14 protein-coding genes are annotated in these 17,056 nt (G+C 73.3%); 13 read left to right on the top strand and 1 reads right to left on the bottom strand.

Going from position 1 to position 17,056, the window contains the following annotated elements; translation table 11 throughout:
- Positions 1–85 precede the first annotated feature (85 nt).
- Positions 86–829, bottom strand: a complete 744-nt coding sequence (locus tag ABZ321_RS39830) for an FCD domain-containing protein (RefSeq protein WP_344500286.1) — start codon at positions 827–829, stop codon at positions 86–88.
- 164 nt (positions 830–993) lie between these two features.
- On the opposite strand from ABZ321_RS39830, the gene ABZ321_RS39825 reads away from it, so the two are divergent.
- The 13 genes from ABZ321_RS39825 (at position 994) to ABZ321_RS39765 (ending at position 17,052) form a co-directional block, all read left to right on the top strand.
- Positions 994–1,719 carry a FadR/GntR family transcriptional regulator gene (locus ABZ321_RS39825; RefSeq protein ID WP_354900742.1) on the top strand — a complete coding sequence of 242 codons (726 nt, stop codon included), beginning with the start codon at positions 994–996 and terminating at the stop codon, positions 1,717–1,719.
- Positions 1,720–2,074: 355 nt separating this feature from the next.
- Positions 2,075–3,676: an ABC transporter substrate-binding protein gene (locus ABZ321_RS39820; protein ID WP_344500290.1), complete on the top strand. Its 1,602-nt coding sequence runs from the start codon at positions 2,075–2,077 to the stop codon at positions 3,674–3,676.
- Positions 3,677–3,785: 109 nt separating this feature from the next.
- The gene (locus ABZ321_RS39815) at positions 3,786–4,748 is read left to right on the top strand and encodes an ABC transporter permease (RefSeq protein WP_354900740.1); all 963 of its coding nucleotides are present in this window, start codon (positions 3,786–3,788) and stop codon (positions 4,746–4,748) included.
- On the top strand, positions 4,745–6,700 hold the full coding sequence (locus ABZ321_RS39810; protein ID WP_354900738.1) for a dipeptide/oligopeptide/nickel ABC transporter permease/ATP-binding protein: 1,956 nt from the start codon (positions 4,745–4,747) through the stop codon (positions 6,698–6,700). The genes ABZ321_RS39815 and ABZ321_RS39810 overlap by 4 nt, the downstream gene beginning before the upstream one ends.
- Positions 6,697–7,755: an ABC transporter ATP-binding protein gene (locus ABZ321_RS39805; protein ID WP_354900736.1), complete on the top strand. Its 1,059-nt coding sequence runs from the start codon at positions 6,697–6,699 to the stop codon at positions 7,753–7,755. The genes ABZ321_RS39810 and ABZ321_RS39805 overlap by 4 nt, the downstream gene beginning before the upstream one ends.
- Complete coding sequence (locus ABZ321_RS39800) at positions 7,752–8,732, top strand: dihydrodipicolinate synthase family protein (RefSeq protein ID WP_344500298.1); 981 nt, start codon at positions 7,752–7,754, stop codon at positions 8,730–8,732. Before ABZ321_RS39805 ends, ABZ321_RS39800 begins: the two co-directional genes overlap by 4 nt.
- Positions 8,729–9,679 carry an ROK family protein gene (locus ABZ321_RS39795; protein WP_354900734.1) on the top strand — a complete coding sequence of 317 codons (951 nt, stop codon included), beginning with the start codon at positions 8,729–8,731 and terminating at the stop codon, positions 9,677–9,679. Before ABZ321_RS39800 ends, ABZ321_RS39795 begins: the two co-directional genes overlap by 4 nt.
- Before the next feature lie 27 nt (positions 9,680–9,706).
- Entirely contained in the window at positions 9,707–10,396 is a 690-nt protein-coding gene (locus ABZ321_RS39790; protein WP_344500302.1) for an N-acetylmannosamine-6-phosphate 2-epimerase, read from the top strand.
- On the top strand, positions 10,393–11,352 hold the full coding sequence (locus ABZ321_RS39785; protein ID WP_354900732.1) for an alpha/beta hydrolase: 960 nt from the start codon (positions 10,393–10,395) through the stop codon (positions 11,350–11,352). The genes ABZ321_RS39790 and ABZ321_RS39785 overlap by 4 nt, the downstream gene beginning before the upstream one ends.
- Positions 11,353–11,520: 168 nt before the next feature.
- Positions 11,521–13,923: a glycoside hydrolase family 3 C-terminal domain-containing protein gene (locus tag ABZ321_RS39780; RefSeq protein WP_354900730.1), complete on the top strand. Its 2,403-nt coding sequence runs from the start codon at positions 11,521–11,523 to the stop codon at positions 13,921–13,923.
- 99 nt (positions 13,924–14,022) lie between these two features.
- Positions 14,023–15,042 carry a helix-turn-helix domain-containing protein gene (locus ABZ321_RS39775; protein WP_344500308.1) on the top strand — a complete coding sequence of 340 codons (1,020 nt, stop codon included), beginning with the start codon at positions 14,023–14,025 and terminating at the stop codon, positions 15,040–15,042.
- A 25-nt stretch (positions 15,043–15,067) separates the two neighbouring features.
- Positions 15,068–16,078, top strand: a complete 1,011-nt coding sequence (gene gap / locus ABZ321_RS39770; RefSeq protein WP_354900728.1) for a type I glyceraldehyde-3-phosphate dehydrogenase — start codon at positions 15,068–15,070, stop codon at positions 16,076–16,078.
- 35 nt (positions 16,079–16,113) lie between these two features.
- Positions 16,114–17,052: a hypothetical protein gene (locus ABZ321_RS39765; RefSeq protein ID WP_354900726.1), complete on the top strand. Its 939-nt coding sequence runs from the start codon at positions 16,114–16,116 to the stop codon at positions 17,050–17,052.
- Positions 17,053–17,056 lie beyond the last annotated feature (4 nt).

The following is a 17,056-nucleotide window of genomic DNA, read 5'->3' as shown; positions in this document are numbered from 1 at the left end:
GAGGTCGCGCGGCGCGAGGTGGCGCCGGGATGCCGAAGAGGCCGCCGGATGCGTCCGGCGGCCTCTTCGGTCGGTCAGGGCTGGGTCAGTGCTGGGGGTGCTCCGCCGCGGTCCGGGTGGCGGCGGCGATCCGCTGGCGGACCGGGGCGTAGTGCGCCACCACGGCGGCGGCGAAGGACGCCGCGTCGCGCCGGCGGACCGCCTCGACCATGGCCCGATGCGCCGAGACGGTGTCGGCATTCTCCTCGCGGTTGGCGATGCCCAGATACGGCGCGACGATCGTGTACACGTCCCAGAACGCGCCGTTGAGCTGGGTGATCAGCTGGTTCCCCAGGGGCTGCATGAGCAGGTCGTGAAACGCGCGGTCGGTGTCCACGAGCGACTCGCCGGCGCCGCCCGCATCGAGCTGGTCGACCAGGCGGTCGAGCTCGGCCAGCTGCCCCTCGTCGAACCGCTCGATGATCCTGCCGGCCATGCCCTGCTCGAAGAGCTGGCGCACCTCGATGAGGTCGAGCAGGACCTGGAAGTCGTCCTCGGGGCTGAGCAGGCCGCGGAACGTGAGGCTCTCCACCAGGGATGACAGCGACAGCCGGCCGACGAACATGCCGAAGCCGTGCCGCACCTCGACGATGTCCAGCGCCGCGAGGGTCTTGATCGCCTCCCGCAGGCTGGACCGGCTCGCGTTGAGCGCCTCGCACAGCTCGGCCTCGGTGGGCAGGGAGTCGCCGGGCTTCAGGCGGTTCTCGATGATGTACGTCTTGATCTGCTCGGTGACCGCGTGCCGCAGCAGCGCGCGGTTGGCCCGTACCGGCTTGATGTCCGTGCGCATGGCGTTTCCGATCGTCCGCTGCCAGAAGTGCTGGCCATGCTAACAAAGCGTCCGACATCAGACATCCGTTGCTGCCCGGCGAGGGTTGCGGAATGTCAGGCGTATGATGTCTGATGTCATGTCAGAGGTGCCCTCGGGTACGGGTTCAGGGAGGGTCAGCTCTCATGCGCACGGACATCAAACCGGTCCGTCCGGACCGCACGCCACTGCGGCAGGCGGTGACGGACCGCATCAAGACGTACATCATCGACAACCGGCTCAGGCCCGGCGACTCGCTGCCGACCGAGGCCGAGCTGTGCGAGGCGCTCAACGCGAGCCGCTCCAGCCTGCGGGAGGCGGTCAAGACCCTCGCCGCGCTGGACATCGTCGAGGTGCGGCACGGCTCGGGCACCTTCGTCGGGCGGCTGTCGCTGTCGTCGCTGGTGGAGAGCCTGGCGTTCCGCGGCCTGCTCAGCCCCGGGGACGATGTGCGGGCGCTGCTCGACCTGGTGGAGGTCCGGCAGTTGTTCGAGGAGGGCATGGCCGGGCGGATCATCGAGCGGCTCGACGAGGCGCACGTGGCCAGCCTCGAGCGTGCGGCGTCGGAGCTGGAGCGGTGCGCGCCCGGCAGCGCGCCGCAGATCGAGGCCGATCGCCACTTCCACCGGCTGCTCATGGAGCCGCTGGGCAACCACCTCGTCAGCCAGCTCACCACCGCCTTCTGGGACGTGCACGCCATCGTCGCGCCGTACCTGGGCATGTCCAGCCCGCAGGAGGACGCCGAGGCCATGGCCGCGCACCGGGCGATGGTGGAGGCCGCCCGCCGGCGTGACGTGGACGCGTTCGCCGCCGCCGTGGTGCAGCACTATGCGCCGGTCCGCCGGCGGATCGCCGCCGCCGGCCCGGGCTGACCGCGGCGGTCGCCGTGCCGGTCCGCGCCGGTCCCGGTGCGCGCTATGGTCCGAGAGAATGAATACGCAGCGTGATGTGTGCCGCCGTCCGGTGGGCGCGTCGCGCTGTCCTGTCGTGGCCGCGGGCGGATCGGCGCGCGGCCGGTAATGCGCGCTGCCACCAGGCATGTTGCGTCTTCGGCGGCGGCCGTCCGGTTCGTCGGACGGCGCGTGTCGGCGCGGCGGTCCGCCGGCATCGATGTTGCGCATCCGTTACAGATGGTTCTCGCCGCGGTCTTGACTCAGCCCTGGCAGGCTTCTAGCGTACCGCTCACATTGATCAGACATACGATGTCTTACAACCTCGGGAGTAGGCATGAAGAACACCCTCGAAGGCGTGTCGCGGCGCGACCTTCTGCGGTACACGGGAGTCCTCGGCGCGGCGACCGCCATCACCGCCGGCCTCGGCGCCTGCGGCGACGGTGAGGGCACCACCACCAGCGGCGACGGCGGCCCGGCCGGCAAGACGATCGAGGCCACGCTCGCCTTCACCCTGTCCAGCGCGTTCGATCCGATGAACGCCTCCAGCGCGGTGGCCACGGCGGTGAATCAGCACGTCTTCGAGGCGCTGATCGACCTCGACCCGATCACGCGCGAGCCGTACCTGGCTCTGGCCGGCGCGCAGCCGACGCCCAGCGCCGACGGCCTGACCTGGACGGTGACCCTGCGGGAGGGCGCGAAGTTCTCCGACGGCACGCCGGTGACCGCCGAGGACGTGGCGTGGTCGTTCCAGCGGGCGATGGACCCGGCCAACAAGGCGCTCATGGCGGGCTTCATCACCTTCCTCGACAAGGTCACCGCCAAGGACGCGCGCACCGCGGAGTTCACCCTCAAGCACCCGTTCAGCCTGTTCCCGCAGCGGATCGCGGTCATCAAGATCGTGCCGAAGGCGAAGACCGGTGACGCCGCGGCGTCCAAGGCGTTCGACACCGCACCGACCGGCTCGGGCCCGTTCACCGTGGTCAGCGCCAACGCCACCGCCGGCGTCGTGATGGGCATCAACGCCGCCTACAACGGCTCGCGCCCGGCGAAGGTCGAGAAGATCACGCTGCGGACCAGCTCGGACGGCACCGCCCGGCTCAACGACCTGCGGGGCGGCTCCTCCCAGGCGATCGAGGCCGTGCCCTACCTCGACGTCAAGGCGCTCAGCGGCGGCGACCGCAAGGTCGAGGAGAAGCAGGCCTTCAACCACATGTTCCTGATGTTCAACTGCACGGCCGCGCCCTTCAGCGACAAGCGGGTGCGCCAGGCGCTGCACTACGCCATCGACAAGGACAAGGTCATCAAGACCGCGCTCCAGGGCTACGGCACGGCGGCGACGAGCTACCTCGACGCGGGCAACACCGGCTACCAGCAGGCCGGCACCGTCTACAACTACGACCCGGACAAGGCCAAGAGCCTCCTCGCGGCGGCGGGCGCGAGCAACCTGTCGTTCGAGCTGCACACCACCGACGCCGCGTTCATCAAGGACAGCGCCCCCATCGTCATCGACGCCTGGAAGGCGATCGGGGTGAACGCCACGCTCAACACCATGCCGTCCTCGGCGATCTACGGCACCGTCGTGCCGGGCCCGAACTTCCGGGTCCTCGCCGCCTCAGGCGACCCGACGACCTTCGGCCCGGACGTGGACCTGCTGCTGCGCTGGTTCTACCTCAACCAGACGTGGACCAAGGACCGGCACCGCTGGACCAACGACCAGGCCAAGCAGTGCGCGCAGCTCATCGAGTCGGCCGCGAAGGCCTCCGGCGCCGAGCAGAAGGCGATCTGGAAGCAGGCGCTGGACATCATCGCCGACGAGGTCCCGCTGTACCCGGTGTTCCACGTCAAGATGGTGACCGCGCACGACCCCAAGAAGCTCAAGAACTTCCAGGGCGCCTCGACCACCGGCCTGTACTTCCTCAACACGTCGCGGGCGTGAAGCCTCGCCCCCTGAGGTTTGAGCGAATGCCGCCGGACGCCGGCCGGACCGGTGATCCCAGTCCGGCTGTGACCCCGGCGGCGCACCCCGACAACGGAAGGAGCGGCGGGTGAACGCAATCCTCGGCATCGTCCTGCGCCGGCTCTCGGCGCTCGTCCCGCTGATGCTCGGCATCATCCTGTTCATCTTTCTCGTCATGGCGCTGTCACCGAACAACGCGGCGATCTCCGTGCTGGGCAACCAGGCGACGGCAGAGCAGATCGACGCGTTCAACAAGGCCAACGGCCTGGACCGGCCGCTGCTGGTGCGCTACCTGGACTACCTGTGGTCGCTGCTGCAGGGCGACCTCGGCAACACCTTCTCCCTCAACGTGCCGATCAGCTCGGTGATCTCCGAGGCGCTGCCCGTCACGTTGCAGCTGACCTTCCTCGGCGTCCTCGGCGCGATCGTGGTGGCCCTCGTGCTCGGGCTGACCGGAGCGCTCTACCGGGACCGCTGGCCCGACCAGCTCACCCGGCTGCTGTCGATGGCGGGCATCTCCATCCCGTCGTTCTGGCTGGCGATCCTGCTCATCCAGCAGCTGTCGACGATCGGCGGCGGGTCGCTGCCGAGCGGGCACTACGTGCCGCCGTCGGAGTCGTTCAGCGGCTGGCTGCAGCACATGATCCTGCCCGCCGTCGCCCTCGCCGTGCCGGTCGGATGCGCGCTGGCCCGGGTCGTGCGCACCTCGATGGTGGAGGAGCTCGACAAGGACTACGTGCGCACCGCGATCGGCGCCGGGCTGCCACCGATCGTGGTGGTCGGCCGCAACGTGCTGCGCAACGCCCTGCTGACCCCGATGACCGTCCTCGGTCTGCAGGTCGGCTACCTGATCGGTGGCGCGATCATCATCGAGGCCATCTTCACGCTGCCGGGCATGGGCACGCAGATCATGAGCGCCGTGCAGCAGAACGACATCGGGCTGGCCCGGGGACTGGTGATCGTCATCGCGCTCGGCTTCGTCATCGTGAACCTCGTCGTCGACCTGCTGTACCTGGCGGCGAACCCCCGACTCCGAGGAGCGCAGGCATGATCGCGCGGGCCGTCCATGCCATCCAGGCCGTCGGGTCCGGTGTCCGCCGGTTGCCGCTGCCGGCCAGGATCTGCCTCGGCCTGCTGCTGGTGGTCGTCGCGGTCGGGGTCGCCGCGCCCTGGCTCGTCCGGCACGACCCGACCCAGGTCGCCCTCGCCGCACCGTCGACCGGCCCGAACGGTGACTTCTGGTTCGGCGTCGACCGGCTCGGCCGGGACATCTTCTCCCGCCTGGTCGCCGGCACCCGGCGCTCACTGATCGTCGGCTTCTGCTCCGCCGGGCTGGCGTTGCTCGCCGGGGCGGTCCTCGGCGCGGTCGCGGCCACCAGCCGGCGCGCCGTCGACGAGATCATCATGCGGGTGCTGGACGTCGTGATGGCGTTCCCCACCATCGTGCTCGCCGCGATCCTGGTCGTCGCGTACGGCAACGACAGCCTCCCGGTCCTCGTCGGCGCCATCGGCTTCGTCTTCACCCCGCAGATCGCGCGGCTGGTCCGGGCCAACGTCGCCGCCCAGTACCACGAGGACTACGTCGCCGCCGAGCGCGTGATCGGCGCCGGGCGCTGGCACATCGTCGTGCGGCACGTCGCCCGCAACTGCGCGGCGCCGATCCTGGTGTACGCGACGATCATGGTGGCCAACGCGATCGTCTTCGAGGCGTCGCTGTCGTTCATCGGCGGCGGTCTGCAGCCGGAGGCGGGTCCGTCGTCCTGGGGCAGCGTCATCGCCTACGGGCAGCAGCTGCTGGCCAGCAAGGGCTGGTGGGCGACCTTCTTCCCCGGCCTGCTGATCCTGCTGACCGTGCTGAGCCTGAACATCCTGGCGGAGGGCATCTCCGACGCCTGGGCGGCACCGGCCGGCCGGCGCCGCGGCGGGTCCGGCGAGCCGCTGGACAAGGCGGTCGCCGGTGACCGCACGCCGGTCGCCCTGCCGGGCCTGGCCGAGGCGGCGGCCCGGATCGCCGCCGCGGCCCGCCCGCCGGTCACCGCGGCGCCCGTGCTGTCCGTGCGTGACCTCCGCGTCGGCTTCCCCGGCAGCCACAACGGCGTCGACATCGTCGACGGGGTGAGCTTCGACGTGCGCCCCGGCGAGGTGCTCGGGCTCATCGGCGAATCCGGTTGCGGCAAGTCACTCACAGCGCTGACGCTGATGGGCCTGCAGCCGCGCGGCGCCCGGGTCGGCGGCACCGTCGACTTCGCCGGCACCGACCTGCTCACCCTGCGCGGCGCCGCCCGGCGGGCCGTGACCGGCCGGCAGGTCGCGATGATCTACCAGGACGCGCTGTCGGCGCTCAACCCGTCGATGACCGTCCGGTCGCAGCTCAAGCAGGTCATCCGCCGCGGCGGCACGCGCACGGCGCCGGAGCTGATGACCCTCGTCGGGCTGGATCCCGCCCGGACACTGTCGTCCTACCCGCACGAGCTGTCCGGCGGGCAGCGGCAACGCGTCGTCATCGCGATGGCGCTGGCCCGCGACCCGAAGCTGGTCGTCGCGGACGAGCCGACCACCGCGCTGGACGTCACCGTCCAGGCGCAGGTCATCGAGCTGCTGCTGCGGCTGCGTGCCGAGCTCGGCTTCGCGCTCGTCCTCGTCTCGCACGACCTGGCACTGGTCAGCGACGTCTGCGACCGGATCGCGGTGATGTACGGCGGGCACATCGTCGAGCACGGCGCCACCGCGGCCGTCCTGGCCGCGCCGGCCCATCACTACACCCGTGGACTGCTGGGCTCGGTGCTGTCGCTGGAGTCGCAGGCGCCGAGGCTGGTGCAGATCAGCGGCACGGTGCCCTCACCCGCGGACTTCCCGGCCGGCTGCCGCTTCGCCGACCGCTGCCCGGTCGCGACCGAGCGCTGCGACCGGCAGCGCCCGGTGCTCGCCGAGCTCAACGGTCACCTGGCGGCCTGCCACCACCCGGCACCACGCGACAACGATGTGAAGGTGGCTGTCCAATGACCGCACCGTCCCCCGTGAACCTGGGGAGCCTGGCGGAGCTGCGTGAGGTCAGCGTCGAGCACCGGGCGCCCGGCGGTTCGCTGCTCAACCGCGACCGCGTGCACGCCCTCACCGGCGCGGACGTCACCGTCGCGCCCGGCGAGACGGTCGGCGTCGTCGGCGAGTCCGGATGCGGCAAGTCGACCCTGGTGAAGGTCCTCGTCGGCCTGCAGCGGCCGACCGCGGGGACGGTCACGCTCGGCGGCCGCGACATCTGGCGGCTGGGCACCACCGAGCGTCGCCGGCACATCGGCCGGACCGTCGGCATGGTCTTCCAGGACCCGTCGACGTCGCTCAACCGCCGCCTGCCCGTCGAGCGGATCATCGCCGATCCGCTGGACGTGCAGCGGTGGCGCAGCCCGCGGGAACGGCAGCAGCGCGTCGGGGAGCTGCTGCACCTCGTCGGCCTGCCGTCCTCGGCCCGCGACGCGCTGCCCGCGCACCTGTCCGGCGGGCAGCGGCAGCGGGTGGCGATCGCCCGCGCGCTCGCCCTGGAGCCGGCGCTGCTCGTCGCCGACGAGCCGACCTCCGCGCTGGACGTGTCGGTGCGGGCGCAGATCCTCAACCTGCTCATGGATCTGCGCGAGCGGCTCGGGCTCGCCATGGTGTTCGTGTCGCACGACCTGCAGACGGTCCGGCGCGTGTCGGACCGGATCGTCACCATGTACCTCGGCCGCGTGGTCGAGGAGCTGCCGGTCGCGCGCATCGAGCGGGGGCGCCACCCGTACACGCAGGCGCTGTTCTCCGCGACACCCGGGCTGCTGCGACCGATGCGCCCGATCCCGCTGACCGGCCCGGTCCCGTCGGCGGTGCGCCCGCCGTCGGGATGTCCCTTCCGCACGCGGTGCTGGCGCGCCACCGACACGTGCGCCACCGCGATGCCGCCCTACGCCGAGGACAGCGCCGACCCGGCCCAGCGGTACCGCTGCTACCACCCTGTCACCGACTACTCGGATCTGCACCGCCCGGCCGGCTCGGCCGACGGCGCCGATCGATCCACTGAGGAGCACGTATGACCAGCACCATCACCTCCACGACCGGCGCGGCGGCCACCGCGGGATCCACGGTGCCCAGGGGGCTGACCGGCGTGGTGCCGCCGGTGTGCACCCCGCTCACCCCGGATCTGGAGGTGGACGTCGCGTCGCTGCTGCGCCTGGTCGACTTCCAGCTGGCCGGCGGCGTGGACGGGTTGTTCGTGCTCGGCTCCTCCAGCGAGGTGGCGTTCCTGCCGGACCGGCACCGCGCCACGGTCGTCGACGCGGTCGTGCGGCACGTCGCCGGGCAGGTGCCGGTGCTGGTGGGGGTCATCGACATGACGACCCTGCGGGTGCTGGACCACGCGCACCGGGCCGTGCGCGCCGGCTGCGCCGGCATCGTCGTCACCGCGCCGTTCTACACGCGGACCCACCCGGCGGAGGTCGAGCTGCACCTGCGGCGCGTCGCCGAGCAGTGCCAGACCCCGGTGTACGCCTACGACCTGCCGGTGTCGGTGCACACCCGGCTCGACCCGCAGATGCTCCTGCGGCTCGCCGCCGACGGGGTCCTCGCCGGGCTCAAGGACTCCACCGGCGACGACGCCGGGCTGCGGGACCTGCTCACCGCGCGCGACGACGCCGGGCTGTCCACGTTCAGCGTGCTCACCGGCTCGGAGCTGACCGTCGACAACGCGCTGCGGATGGGCGCCGACGGGGTGGTGCCCGGCCTGGGCAACGTCGATCCGCACGGATACGCGACGCTCTACCGGCACGCGGTGGCCGGCGAGTGGGACCTCGCGGCCCGCGAGCAGGAGCGGCTGCTGCGGCTGATGCGGATCGTGCACGTGGGCTCGCCGGCGCGGATGGGCCGCGGATCCTCGGCGCTGGGCGCGTTCAAGGCGGCCCTGCGGCTGCGCGGCGTCATCGACCACGCGGTCACCGCGCCGCCGCAGATCCAGCTCGACGACGCCGAGATCGACGCCGTGCGGCGCACGCTGGTGGCGACGGGGCTGCTGTGACCGAGGGCACCACTGGCCGGCGCCGCGCGTGGATCGCGGTCGACATCGGCGGCACGAAGATCGCGGCGGGGCTGGTCGAGGACACCGACCGGGTCCTGGAACGCACCCAGGTCGGCACACCGAGCGGCGGCCCGGCGATCCTCGACGCCACGGCGCGGCTCGTCCGGGAGATGCACGGGCACGCCGAGCGGTGGGGGGTCGAGGTGGGCGCCGCCGGCGTCGGCGCCCCCGGCGTCATCGACCCGGCGACCGGGACGGTCCGCTCGGCCACCGACATCGTGCCCGGCTGGGCCGGGACCGCGGTGAGCGCCGAGCTGACCGCCCGCACAGGCCTGCGGACCGCCGTCGCCAACGACGTGCGCGTCGCCGCGATGGGCGTGGCGCGGGACCCGGCGGTCGCGCCGTTCCGGGACGTCCTGCACGTCTCGATCGGCACCGGTGTCGGCGGTGCCCTGCTGCGGCACGGTGCCGCGGTGGCGGGCCCGCACGCCAGCACCGGGGAGCTGGCGCATCTGCTCGTCCCCGTGCGCGGCGCGATCCCGTGCGGCTGCGGGCGCATGGACCATCTCGAGGCGGCGGTCGCGGGTCCGGCCATCGCCGCGGTGTACGCGCGGCACGTGGGCGTCGACGCGCTGTCGCTCACCGAGGTCGTGGCGCGGCTGCGCGCGGGCGACCGGGTCGCGGACATCGTGGTCCGCGGCGCGGGCCGCCTGCTCGGTCGTGCCCTGGCCGGCCTGGTCGCCGCCGTGGACGTCGACGCGGTGACCCTCGGCGGTGGTGTCGCGCTCAACGTCGCCGAGTTCAGCGGCGCCGTCGGCGAGGCATTCCGCGAGGAGGCGCTCCCGCCGCTGCGGTCCGTGCCCGTCCTTGTGCCGGCCACCGGCGCCGACACCGCGCTGCTGGGGGCGGCGCACCTGGCCCGCACGGCCGCTGCCGCGCACCGCTGAACCTCTCGCCATCCGTACAGGAGCAACATGAACCTCACCGATCTCATGACGGCGATCCGCGGTGGACTCGTCGTGTCGTGCCAGGCCGGTCCCGCGCATCCGCTGCGGGACACGGCCACGATCCGCCGCCTCGCCGAGGCCGCCGTGCTCGGCGGCGCCACCGCCGTGCGCTGCGGCGGGGTCGGTGGCCTGGCCGATGTCCGTGCCGTCGCCGACGCCGTCACGGTGCCGGTCATCGGGCTGACGAAGCGCGGCGACAGCGGCGTGTTCATCACGCCGACCGTCGCCGACGCGCTGGAGGTGCTGGCGGCCGGGGCGGACGTCGTGGCGACCGACGCCACGGCCCGTCCCCGCCCGGACGGCGCTTCCCTGCGTGACACAGTCCGGGCGGTGCACGACGCCGGCGGCCTCGTCATGGCCGACGTGTCCACAGTGGATGAAGGAGTCGCGGCGGCCGCCTGCGGCGCGGACCTCATCGCCACCACGCTGTCGGGGTACACCCCGCACAGCAGGCAGCTCACCGGCCCCGACCTCGCCCTCGTGCGCGAGCTGGCGGCCGAGGTGGCGTCGGTGCCGGTCGTCGCCGAAGGGCGCTACCACCGGCCCGAGCACGTCCGGCAGGCCCTGGACGCGGGCGCGGCCGCCGTGGTCGTCGGCACCGCGATCACCGATCCGGCCTGGATCACCAGCAGGTTCGCCGAGGTGACCGACCGATGACGCCGGTGCCGCTCGGGCGGCCCCCGTTCGACCCGGCCGTCGACACGGTGCTGGAGCGGATGCGCGCCGACGGCACCCTGGTCCCGGTGACCGCGGACCAGATCGCCGGGCGTCGCGCGAGCGCCGTGCCGGAGGACCTCTCGGCGTTCCCGGTCGACCGGCGGGACCTGACCATCGCCGGCCATCAGGGCGCGGCCCTGCGGGTGTCGGTGTTCCACGGGTCCACTGTGGATGGACCGGCGCCGGTGGTGCTGCACTTCCACGGCGGCGGCATGATGCTGGGGGACCGCTTCGCCGGCATGTCCGCCGTGCTGCCCTGGGTGGTCGAGCACGGTGCGGTGGCCGTGACCGTCGACTACCGGCTCGCCCCCGAGCACCCGGACCCGGTCCCGGTGGAGGACTGCTACGCGGCGCTGCTCTGGGTCGCCGGGCACGCCGCCGAGCTCGGTGCCGACCCGGCCCGGATCGTGCTCGTCGGGGCCAGCGCCGGCGGCGGCCTGGCGGCCGGCGTGGCGCTGCTGGCCCGCGACCGAGGGGGACCGGCGTTGCTCGGGCAGATGCTGATCTGCCCGATGCTCGACGACCGGGACCAGACGGTGTCGATGCGGCAGTTCGACGGCGTCGGCGCCTGGGACCGGGGCAGCATCCGCACCGGCTGGACCGCCCTGCTCGGCGACCGCCGGGGCACCGCGGACGTGTCGATCTACGCGGCACCCGGCCGCGCGACCAGCCTCGCGGGCCTGCCGGCGACGTTCATCGACGTGGGCTCGGCCGAGGTCTTCCGGGACGAGGACGTCGCCTTCGCCACCCGGATCTGGGCCGACGGCGGTGTCGCGGAGCTGCACGTGTGGCCGGGCGGCACGCACGGCTGGGACCAGCTCGTCCCGCGGTCGCCGATGGCCCGCCAGGCCGTGCGGGCCCGTGACGAGTGGATCGCCCGGCTGCTGCGGCGGTGACCGGCAGGGCCGGGCACCGCGGGCGTCAGGCCCGCTCGGCGCAATGTATCGCAGATGCTCAATCCTGCCTGCCGCCGGGCGTCTTCGTCAGGGCCCGGATCGTCGCCGCGCGGTGCGGAGGGCATGCTGGACGCGCCCGCCGCTCGAACGACCATGCCTGGAGCGTCCATGACCGCGCTGCCCCGTGCCGCCGCGCTGACCCTCGCGCAACGGATCCGCCTGCTGTCCGGCGGTGACGTCTGGCGGACCCGGGCGCTGCCCGAGGCCGGCGTGCCGGCCGCCGTGCTGAGCGACGGGCCGCACGGCCTGCGGTTCCAGGCCGACGCCGGCGACCACCTCGGCGTCACCGGCAGCGAACGGTCCACGTGCTTCCCGACGGCGGTGACCATCGCCAGCGCCTGGGACGAGGACCTGGCGGAGCGGATCGGGCAGGCCCTCGCCGTCGAGGCGCGGGCCCTGGGCGTCGACGTGGTGCTCGGGCCGGGCCTGAACATCAAGCGGCACCCGCTGTGCGGCCGCAACTTCGAGTACTTCTCCGAGGACCCGCTGCTCAGCGGCCGGCTCGCCGCGGCGATGGTGACCGGCCTGCAGCAGCACGGGGTCGGGGCCTGCCTCAAGCACTTCGCGGTCAACAACCAGGAGTCCCACCGGTTCGTCGTCGACGCGGTCGTCGACGAGCGGACCCTGCGCGAGCTGTACCTGTCCGGCTTCGAGCACGCGGTGAGGGCCGCCCGGCCGTGGCTGGTCATGGCGGCGTACAACAACGTCAACGGCCACCCGGCGACCCAGCACCACCGCCTGCTCACCGGCATCCTGCGCGACGAGTGGGGCTTCGACGGCCTCGTGGTCAGCGACTGGGCCGCCACCAACGACCGGGTCGCCGCCGTCGCCGCCGGCATGGACCTGGAGATGCCCGGCAGCCACGGCCTGTTCGACCGTGAGGTCGAGGAGGCGGTCACGTCCGGGCGCCTGCCCGCCGAGCTGGTGACCGAATCCGCCCAGCGGGTGCTCGACCTGGTGGCGAGGTCGGCGCGGACCCGGGGTCCCGCGATCCCCGTCGACGACCACGACGCCCTGGCGCGCCGCGCCGCCGCCGAAGGCACCGTGCTGCTCACCAACGACGGCGTCCTGCCGCTGGACCCCGGCCGCTCGGTCGCGCTGATCGGCGCGTTCGCCGAGCATCCCCGGTACCAGGGCAGCGGCAGCTCCCAGGTCGCCCCGACCCGGATCAGCACCGCCCTGGACGAGCTGACCCGCCGCGGCGTGACCGTCACCTACACGCCCGGGTACGACCCCGTCCACGCGCGCCCCGAACCCGGCCTGATCGCCGAGGCCGTCGCCGCCGCCCGCGCCGCCGACGTCGCCGTCGTCATGGTCGGGCTTCCGCCGGCCAAGGAGAGCGAAGGGTTCGACCGCACCGACCTCGCGCTGCCCGCACAGCACGACGAGCTCGTCGCGGCCGTCTGTGCGGCCAACCCGCGCACCGTCGTCGCGCTGTCCAACGGCGCGCCGGTGCTCATGCCGTGGAAGGACGCCCCGGCGGCGATCGTCGAGTCCTACCTCGGCGGTCAGGCCGGTGGCGCGGCCCTCGCCGACGTGCTCTACGGCGACGTCGAACCGTCCGGGAGGCTGGCCGAGTCGTTCCCGGCGTCGCTGGAGGACGTCGCCGCGGACCCGTACTTCCCCGGCGACCCCCACCAGGTCGAGTACCGGGAAGGCCTGTACGTCGGCTACCGGTACCACACGACCGCACAGCGTGAGCCGCTGTTCCCGTTCGGGCACGGGCTCAGCTACACCACCTTCGAATGGGACGGCATCGGCGTGGACCGCGCCACCGTCCAGGCGGGTGACGACGTCACCGTCACCGTGACCGTCACCAACACCGGCCCGCGACCGGGTGCCGACGTGGTGCAGATCTACCGGCACGACCGCACCGGGGTCGTCGCCCGCCCCCGCCGCGAGCTCGCCGGGTTCGCGAAGGTCCACCTGGAGCCGGGGGAGCGGCGGACCGTCGCCGTCACCGTCGCGGCCAGGGCGTTCGCGTTCTACGACGTACGCGTCGCCGGCTGGCGGATCCCGTCAGGTGCCCACGACCTGGAGGTGGCGCGGTCCAGCGCGGACGTGGTCGGCGTGGTCACGATCGCGGTGGAGGGCGGCGTCAGCACCGCCGCCGAGCCGGCCGGCGCGCCGCTGGTCGCCGCCGGCGACGAGCAGTTCGAGCGGCGGCTGGGGCACCCGGTCCCGCGGCCCCGGCCGGTGCGCCCCTTCACCCGCCAGTCCACCCTCGACGAGGTCGGCACGACCCGCCCCGGCCGGCTGCTCAAGGCGATCCTGTGGCGGATGGCCCCGATCGACGACGACGTCCGGGCGGACCCGGCCGCGCTCGCCATGTACGAGCACGGCATCAACGAGCTGCCGCTGCGCGGCGCCGCCATCTTCTCCGACGGCCGCCTGCGCCTGGGCACCGTCGACGCCCTCGTGCACCTGTTCAACGGGCGACCGGGCCGGGCCGCCGCCCGCGCGCTGACCTCGCTCGCCACGGCGGTGCGCCGGCGGGTGGGCCGGCGGTGACCGGCGCGGTGGCGAGAAACTTGTGGTACGTGGCTTTCCCGCCACTGTCCGGGCGGCCCGTGCCGATGTGACGCTGCACGGGTGAGAGGAGGGGCAGCCGTGACCGACGGGGTGCATCGAGTCGTGGTGCTCGTGCTCGACGGGGCCAAGCCGCTCGACGTGGGCATTCCCGCGCAGGTGTTCACCAACCGGCCGAGCATGCCGTACGCGGTGCACGTGTGTGGGGCCGCGCCGGGGCTGGTGGCCGGTGGGGACGGGCTCGCGTACCACGTCGCCGAGGGGCTCGACGCGTTCGACGCGGCCGACACCGTGTTCATCCCCGGGTACCGCAACCCGGATCGCGAGGAGCCGCCGGCCGAGGTCGTCGCCGCGCTCCGCGCCGCCCACGCGCGCGGGGTCCGGCTCGCCGCGATCTCGACCGGGGCGTTCGCGCTCGCCGCGACCGGGCTGCTGGACGGCAAGCGGGCCACCACGCACTGGCATTACACGCGTGAGCTGGCCCGGCGTCATCCGGCGATCCTCGTCGACGAGGACGTGCTGTTCGTGGACGAGGGGGAGGTGCTCACCTCGGCCGGGGCGGCCAGCGGGATCGACCTGTGCCTGCATCTCGTGCGCCGCGACCACGGCGTCGCGCTGGCCAATCACGTGGCGCGGCGGCTCGTGGCGGCGCCGTACCGCAGCGGGGGACAGGTGCAGTACATCCCGCGCAGCGTGCCGGAGGCGGTCGGCGAGCACTTCGCGGCGACCCGGCAGTGGGCCCTCGAACGGCTCGACGAGCCGCTCGCGCTCGAGGACCTGGCCCGCAACGCGAACGTGTCGGCGCGGACGCTGTCACGGCGGTTCGTGGAGGAGACCGGGTACACGCCGACGCAGTGGATCCTGCGGGCGCGGGTGGACCGGGCGCGGGAGCTGCTGGAGCGCAGCGGGCTCGGGGTGGAGCAGGTCGCGGCGCGGGTCGGGCTCGGGACCGGGTCCAACCTGCGGCTGCACTTCCAGCGGATTCTGGGCACGTCGCCGAGTGAGTACCGCAAGACGTTCGCCCGCCCGAACGGCTCGGCGGCGGCGCGGTCGGGTGGCGGGATCCTTGCGGAGACTGGCGAACCATCCGCTGTCGGCTGACCTCGCATACCAGCACGATTGACGCATGTCAGGACGAATTGCCATCAACGGGTTCGGTCGCATCGGGCGTGGCGTGCTGCGCGCGATCGTCGAACGCGACAGCGACCTCGAGGTCGTCGCCGTCAACGATCTCGCCGCGCCGGCGGCGTTGGCGCAGCTGCTGAAGTACGACACCACGCTCGGGCGCTTCGGGCGCATCGTCGCGGTCGACGGCGACGACCTGCTCGTCGACGGCCGGCGCATCCACGCGCTCGCCGAGCGGGAGCCGCTCAAGCTGCCGTGGGCCGAGCTGGGCGTCGACATCGTGCTCGAGACCACCGGCCGGTTCACCGCCGCCGACGCGGCCCGCGCGCACCTCGAGGCCGGCGCCGAGCGGGTGCTCGTCGGCGCGCCCTCGGCAGGGGCCGACGTGACGCTCGCGTACGGCGTGAACACCGAGGCGTACGACCCGTACCGCCACACGATCGTGTCGAACGCCTCCTGCACCACCAACGCCCTCGCGCCGCTCGCCGCCGTGCTCGACGGGCTGGCCGGGATCGAGCACGGGTTCATGACCACCGTGCACGCCTACACCCAGGAGCAGAACCTCCAGGACGGCCCGCACCGGGACCCGCGCCGGGCCCGGGCCGCCGGGGTGAACATCGTGCCGACCACCACCGGCGCCGCCAAGGCGATCGGGCTCGTCCTGCCGGGCCTGGCCGGGCGGCTGTCCGGCGACTCGATCCGGGTGCCGGTCCCGGTCGGCTCGCTGGTCGAGCTCAACGCGACCGTCGAGACGGAGGTGACGCGCGACGCCGTCCTGGACGCCTACCGGAAGGCGGCCGAGGGTCCGCTCAAGGGCATCCTGTCGTACTGCACGGACCCCATCGTCAGCGCGGACATCGTCGGCGACCCGGCGTCGTGCATCTTCGACTCGGCGCTGACCAGGGTAGACGGTCGGCACGTGAAGGTCGTCGGCTGGTACGACAACGAGTGGGGCTTCGCCAACCGCGTCGTGGACACCCTGACGCTGATGAGCACCAAGCAGATCGCCTAGTACCAGAGCCCGCCCGGGTACTAGGTTCGGTAGCCGTGGGTGCACTCGGGCGGGTCGGCGGAGCCTTCGTGGCGGGACCGGAGTTGTCGCTGCTGGACGGGCGGCTGGGAATCGCGCCGCCGGACGGGGCCCGGGTCGAGGCGCGGCCGCAGTCGCTGATGGGGGTGGCGGCGTCGGCGCGGACCGAGACCCGGGTGGTGTACGACGTGGACGGCGAACGGCTGGTGCTGCTGGCGACCGAGCTGTTCCGGACGGTGGCCGGTGATCTCGGGGCGACCGTCGGTGCGATGGTCGCGTCCGGGCCACTGCCCGCCGGTCAGCGGCTCGTGCCGATCCCGGTCCCGGGTGACGCGGTGGCCTACGGCTACCAGCCGCTGGACACGACGCGCCAGGCCGTGCCGATCGCGGACGCGTTCGTCCGGGCCGGGGACGCGAGCATCGTGCGGGTGCAGCTGTTCGTGTCGCCGAACGCCGCCGGCGACCCGGACGGTCTGGCCGGGCTCGCCGCGCGGATCCTGTCCACCGTCACCCCGGGCGGGCGTAAGCCCGGCGCGGCGGCCGGCACGAGGACGCTGGCCGGGCTGGACGGCCGGCCGGTCCTGGCCCTGGACGCGCCGGCCGGTTGGGTCGCCTACCAGGAGTTCGGCCTGTCGTTCGCGGTGCTGCGCCTGCGGCGGCTGACGCCGCTGGACGGGCCGTACGTGGCGGGCAGCGTGTACCGGGGCAGCGCACCATCGCTCGTGCACACCGCCTTCCCGCAGGACGCGGTGACCCGGACCGGCGGGCGGCTGCTCGGGCTGCCGACCGACTGGATCCACGTGTTCCCGAAGGACGACGGCGCCCCGCCCCGGCACCTGCGGGAGGCGCTCGTCGAGGACGGCGGCGGGCAGTTCGTCCACGCCATGGCCGAGACCGGGGACGTCGCCTACGAACAGGAGATCGACGCGCTGCTGGGATCCGTGCGGCGGTGCTGACCGG

Origin of the sequence: Dactylosporangium sp. NPDC006015 (assembly GCF_040614215.1) — a bacterium.
GTDB classification, from domain to species: domain Bacteria; phylum Actinomycetota; class Actinomycetes; order Mycobacteriales; family Micromonosporaceae; genus Dactylosporangium; species Dactylosporangium maewongense.
Note: the sequence above shows the minus strand (reverse complement) of the source record. Positions and strands in the feature narration are given on the sequence as shown.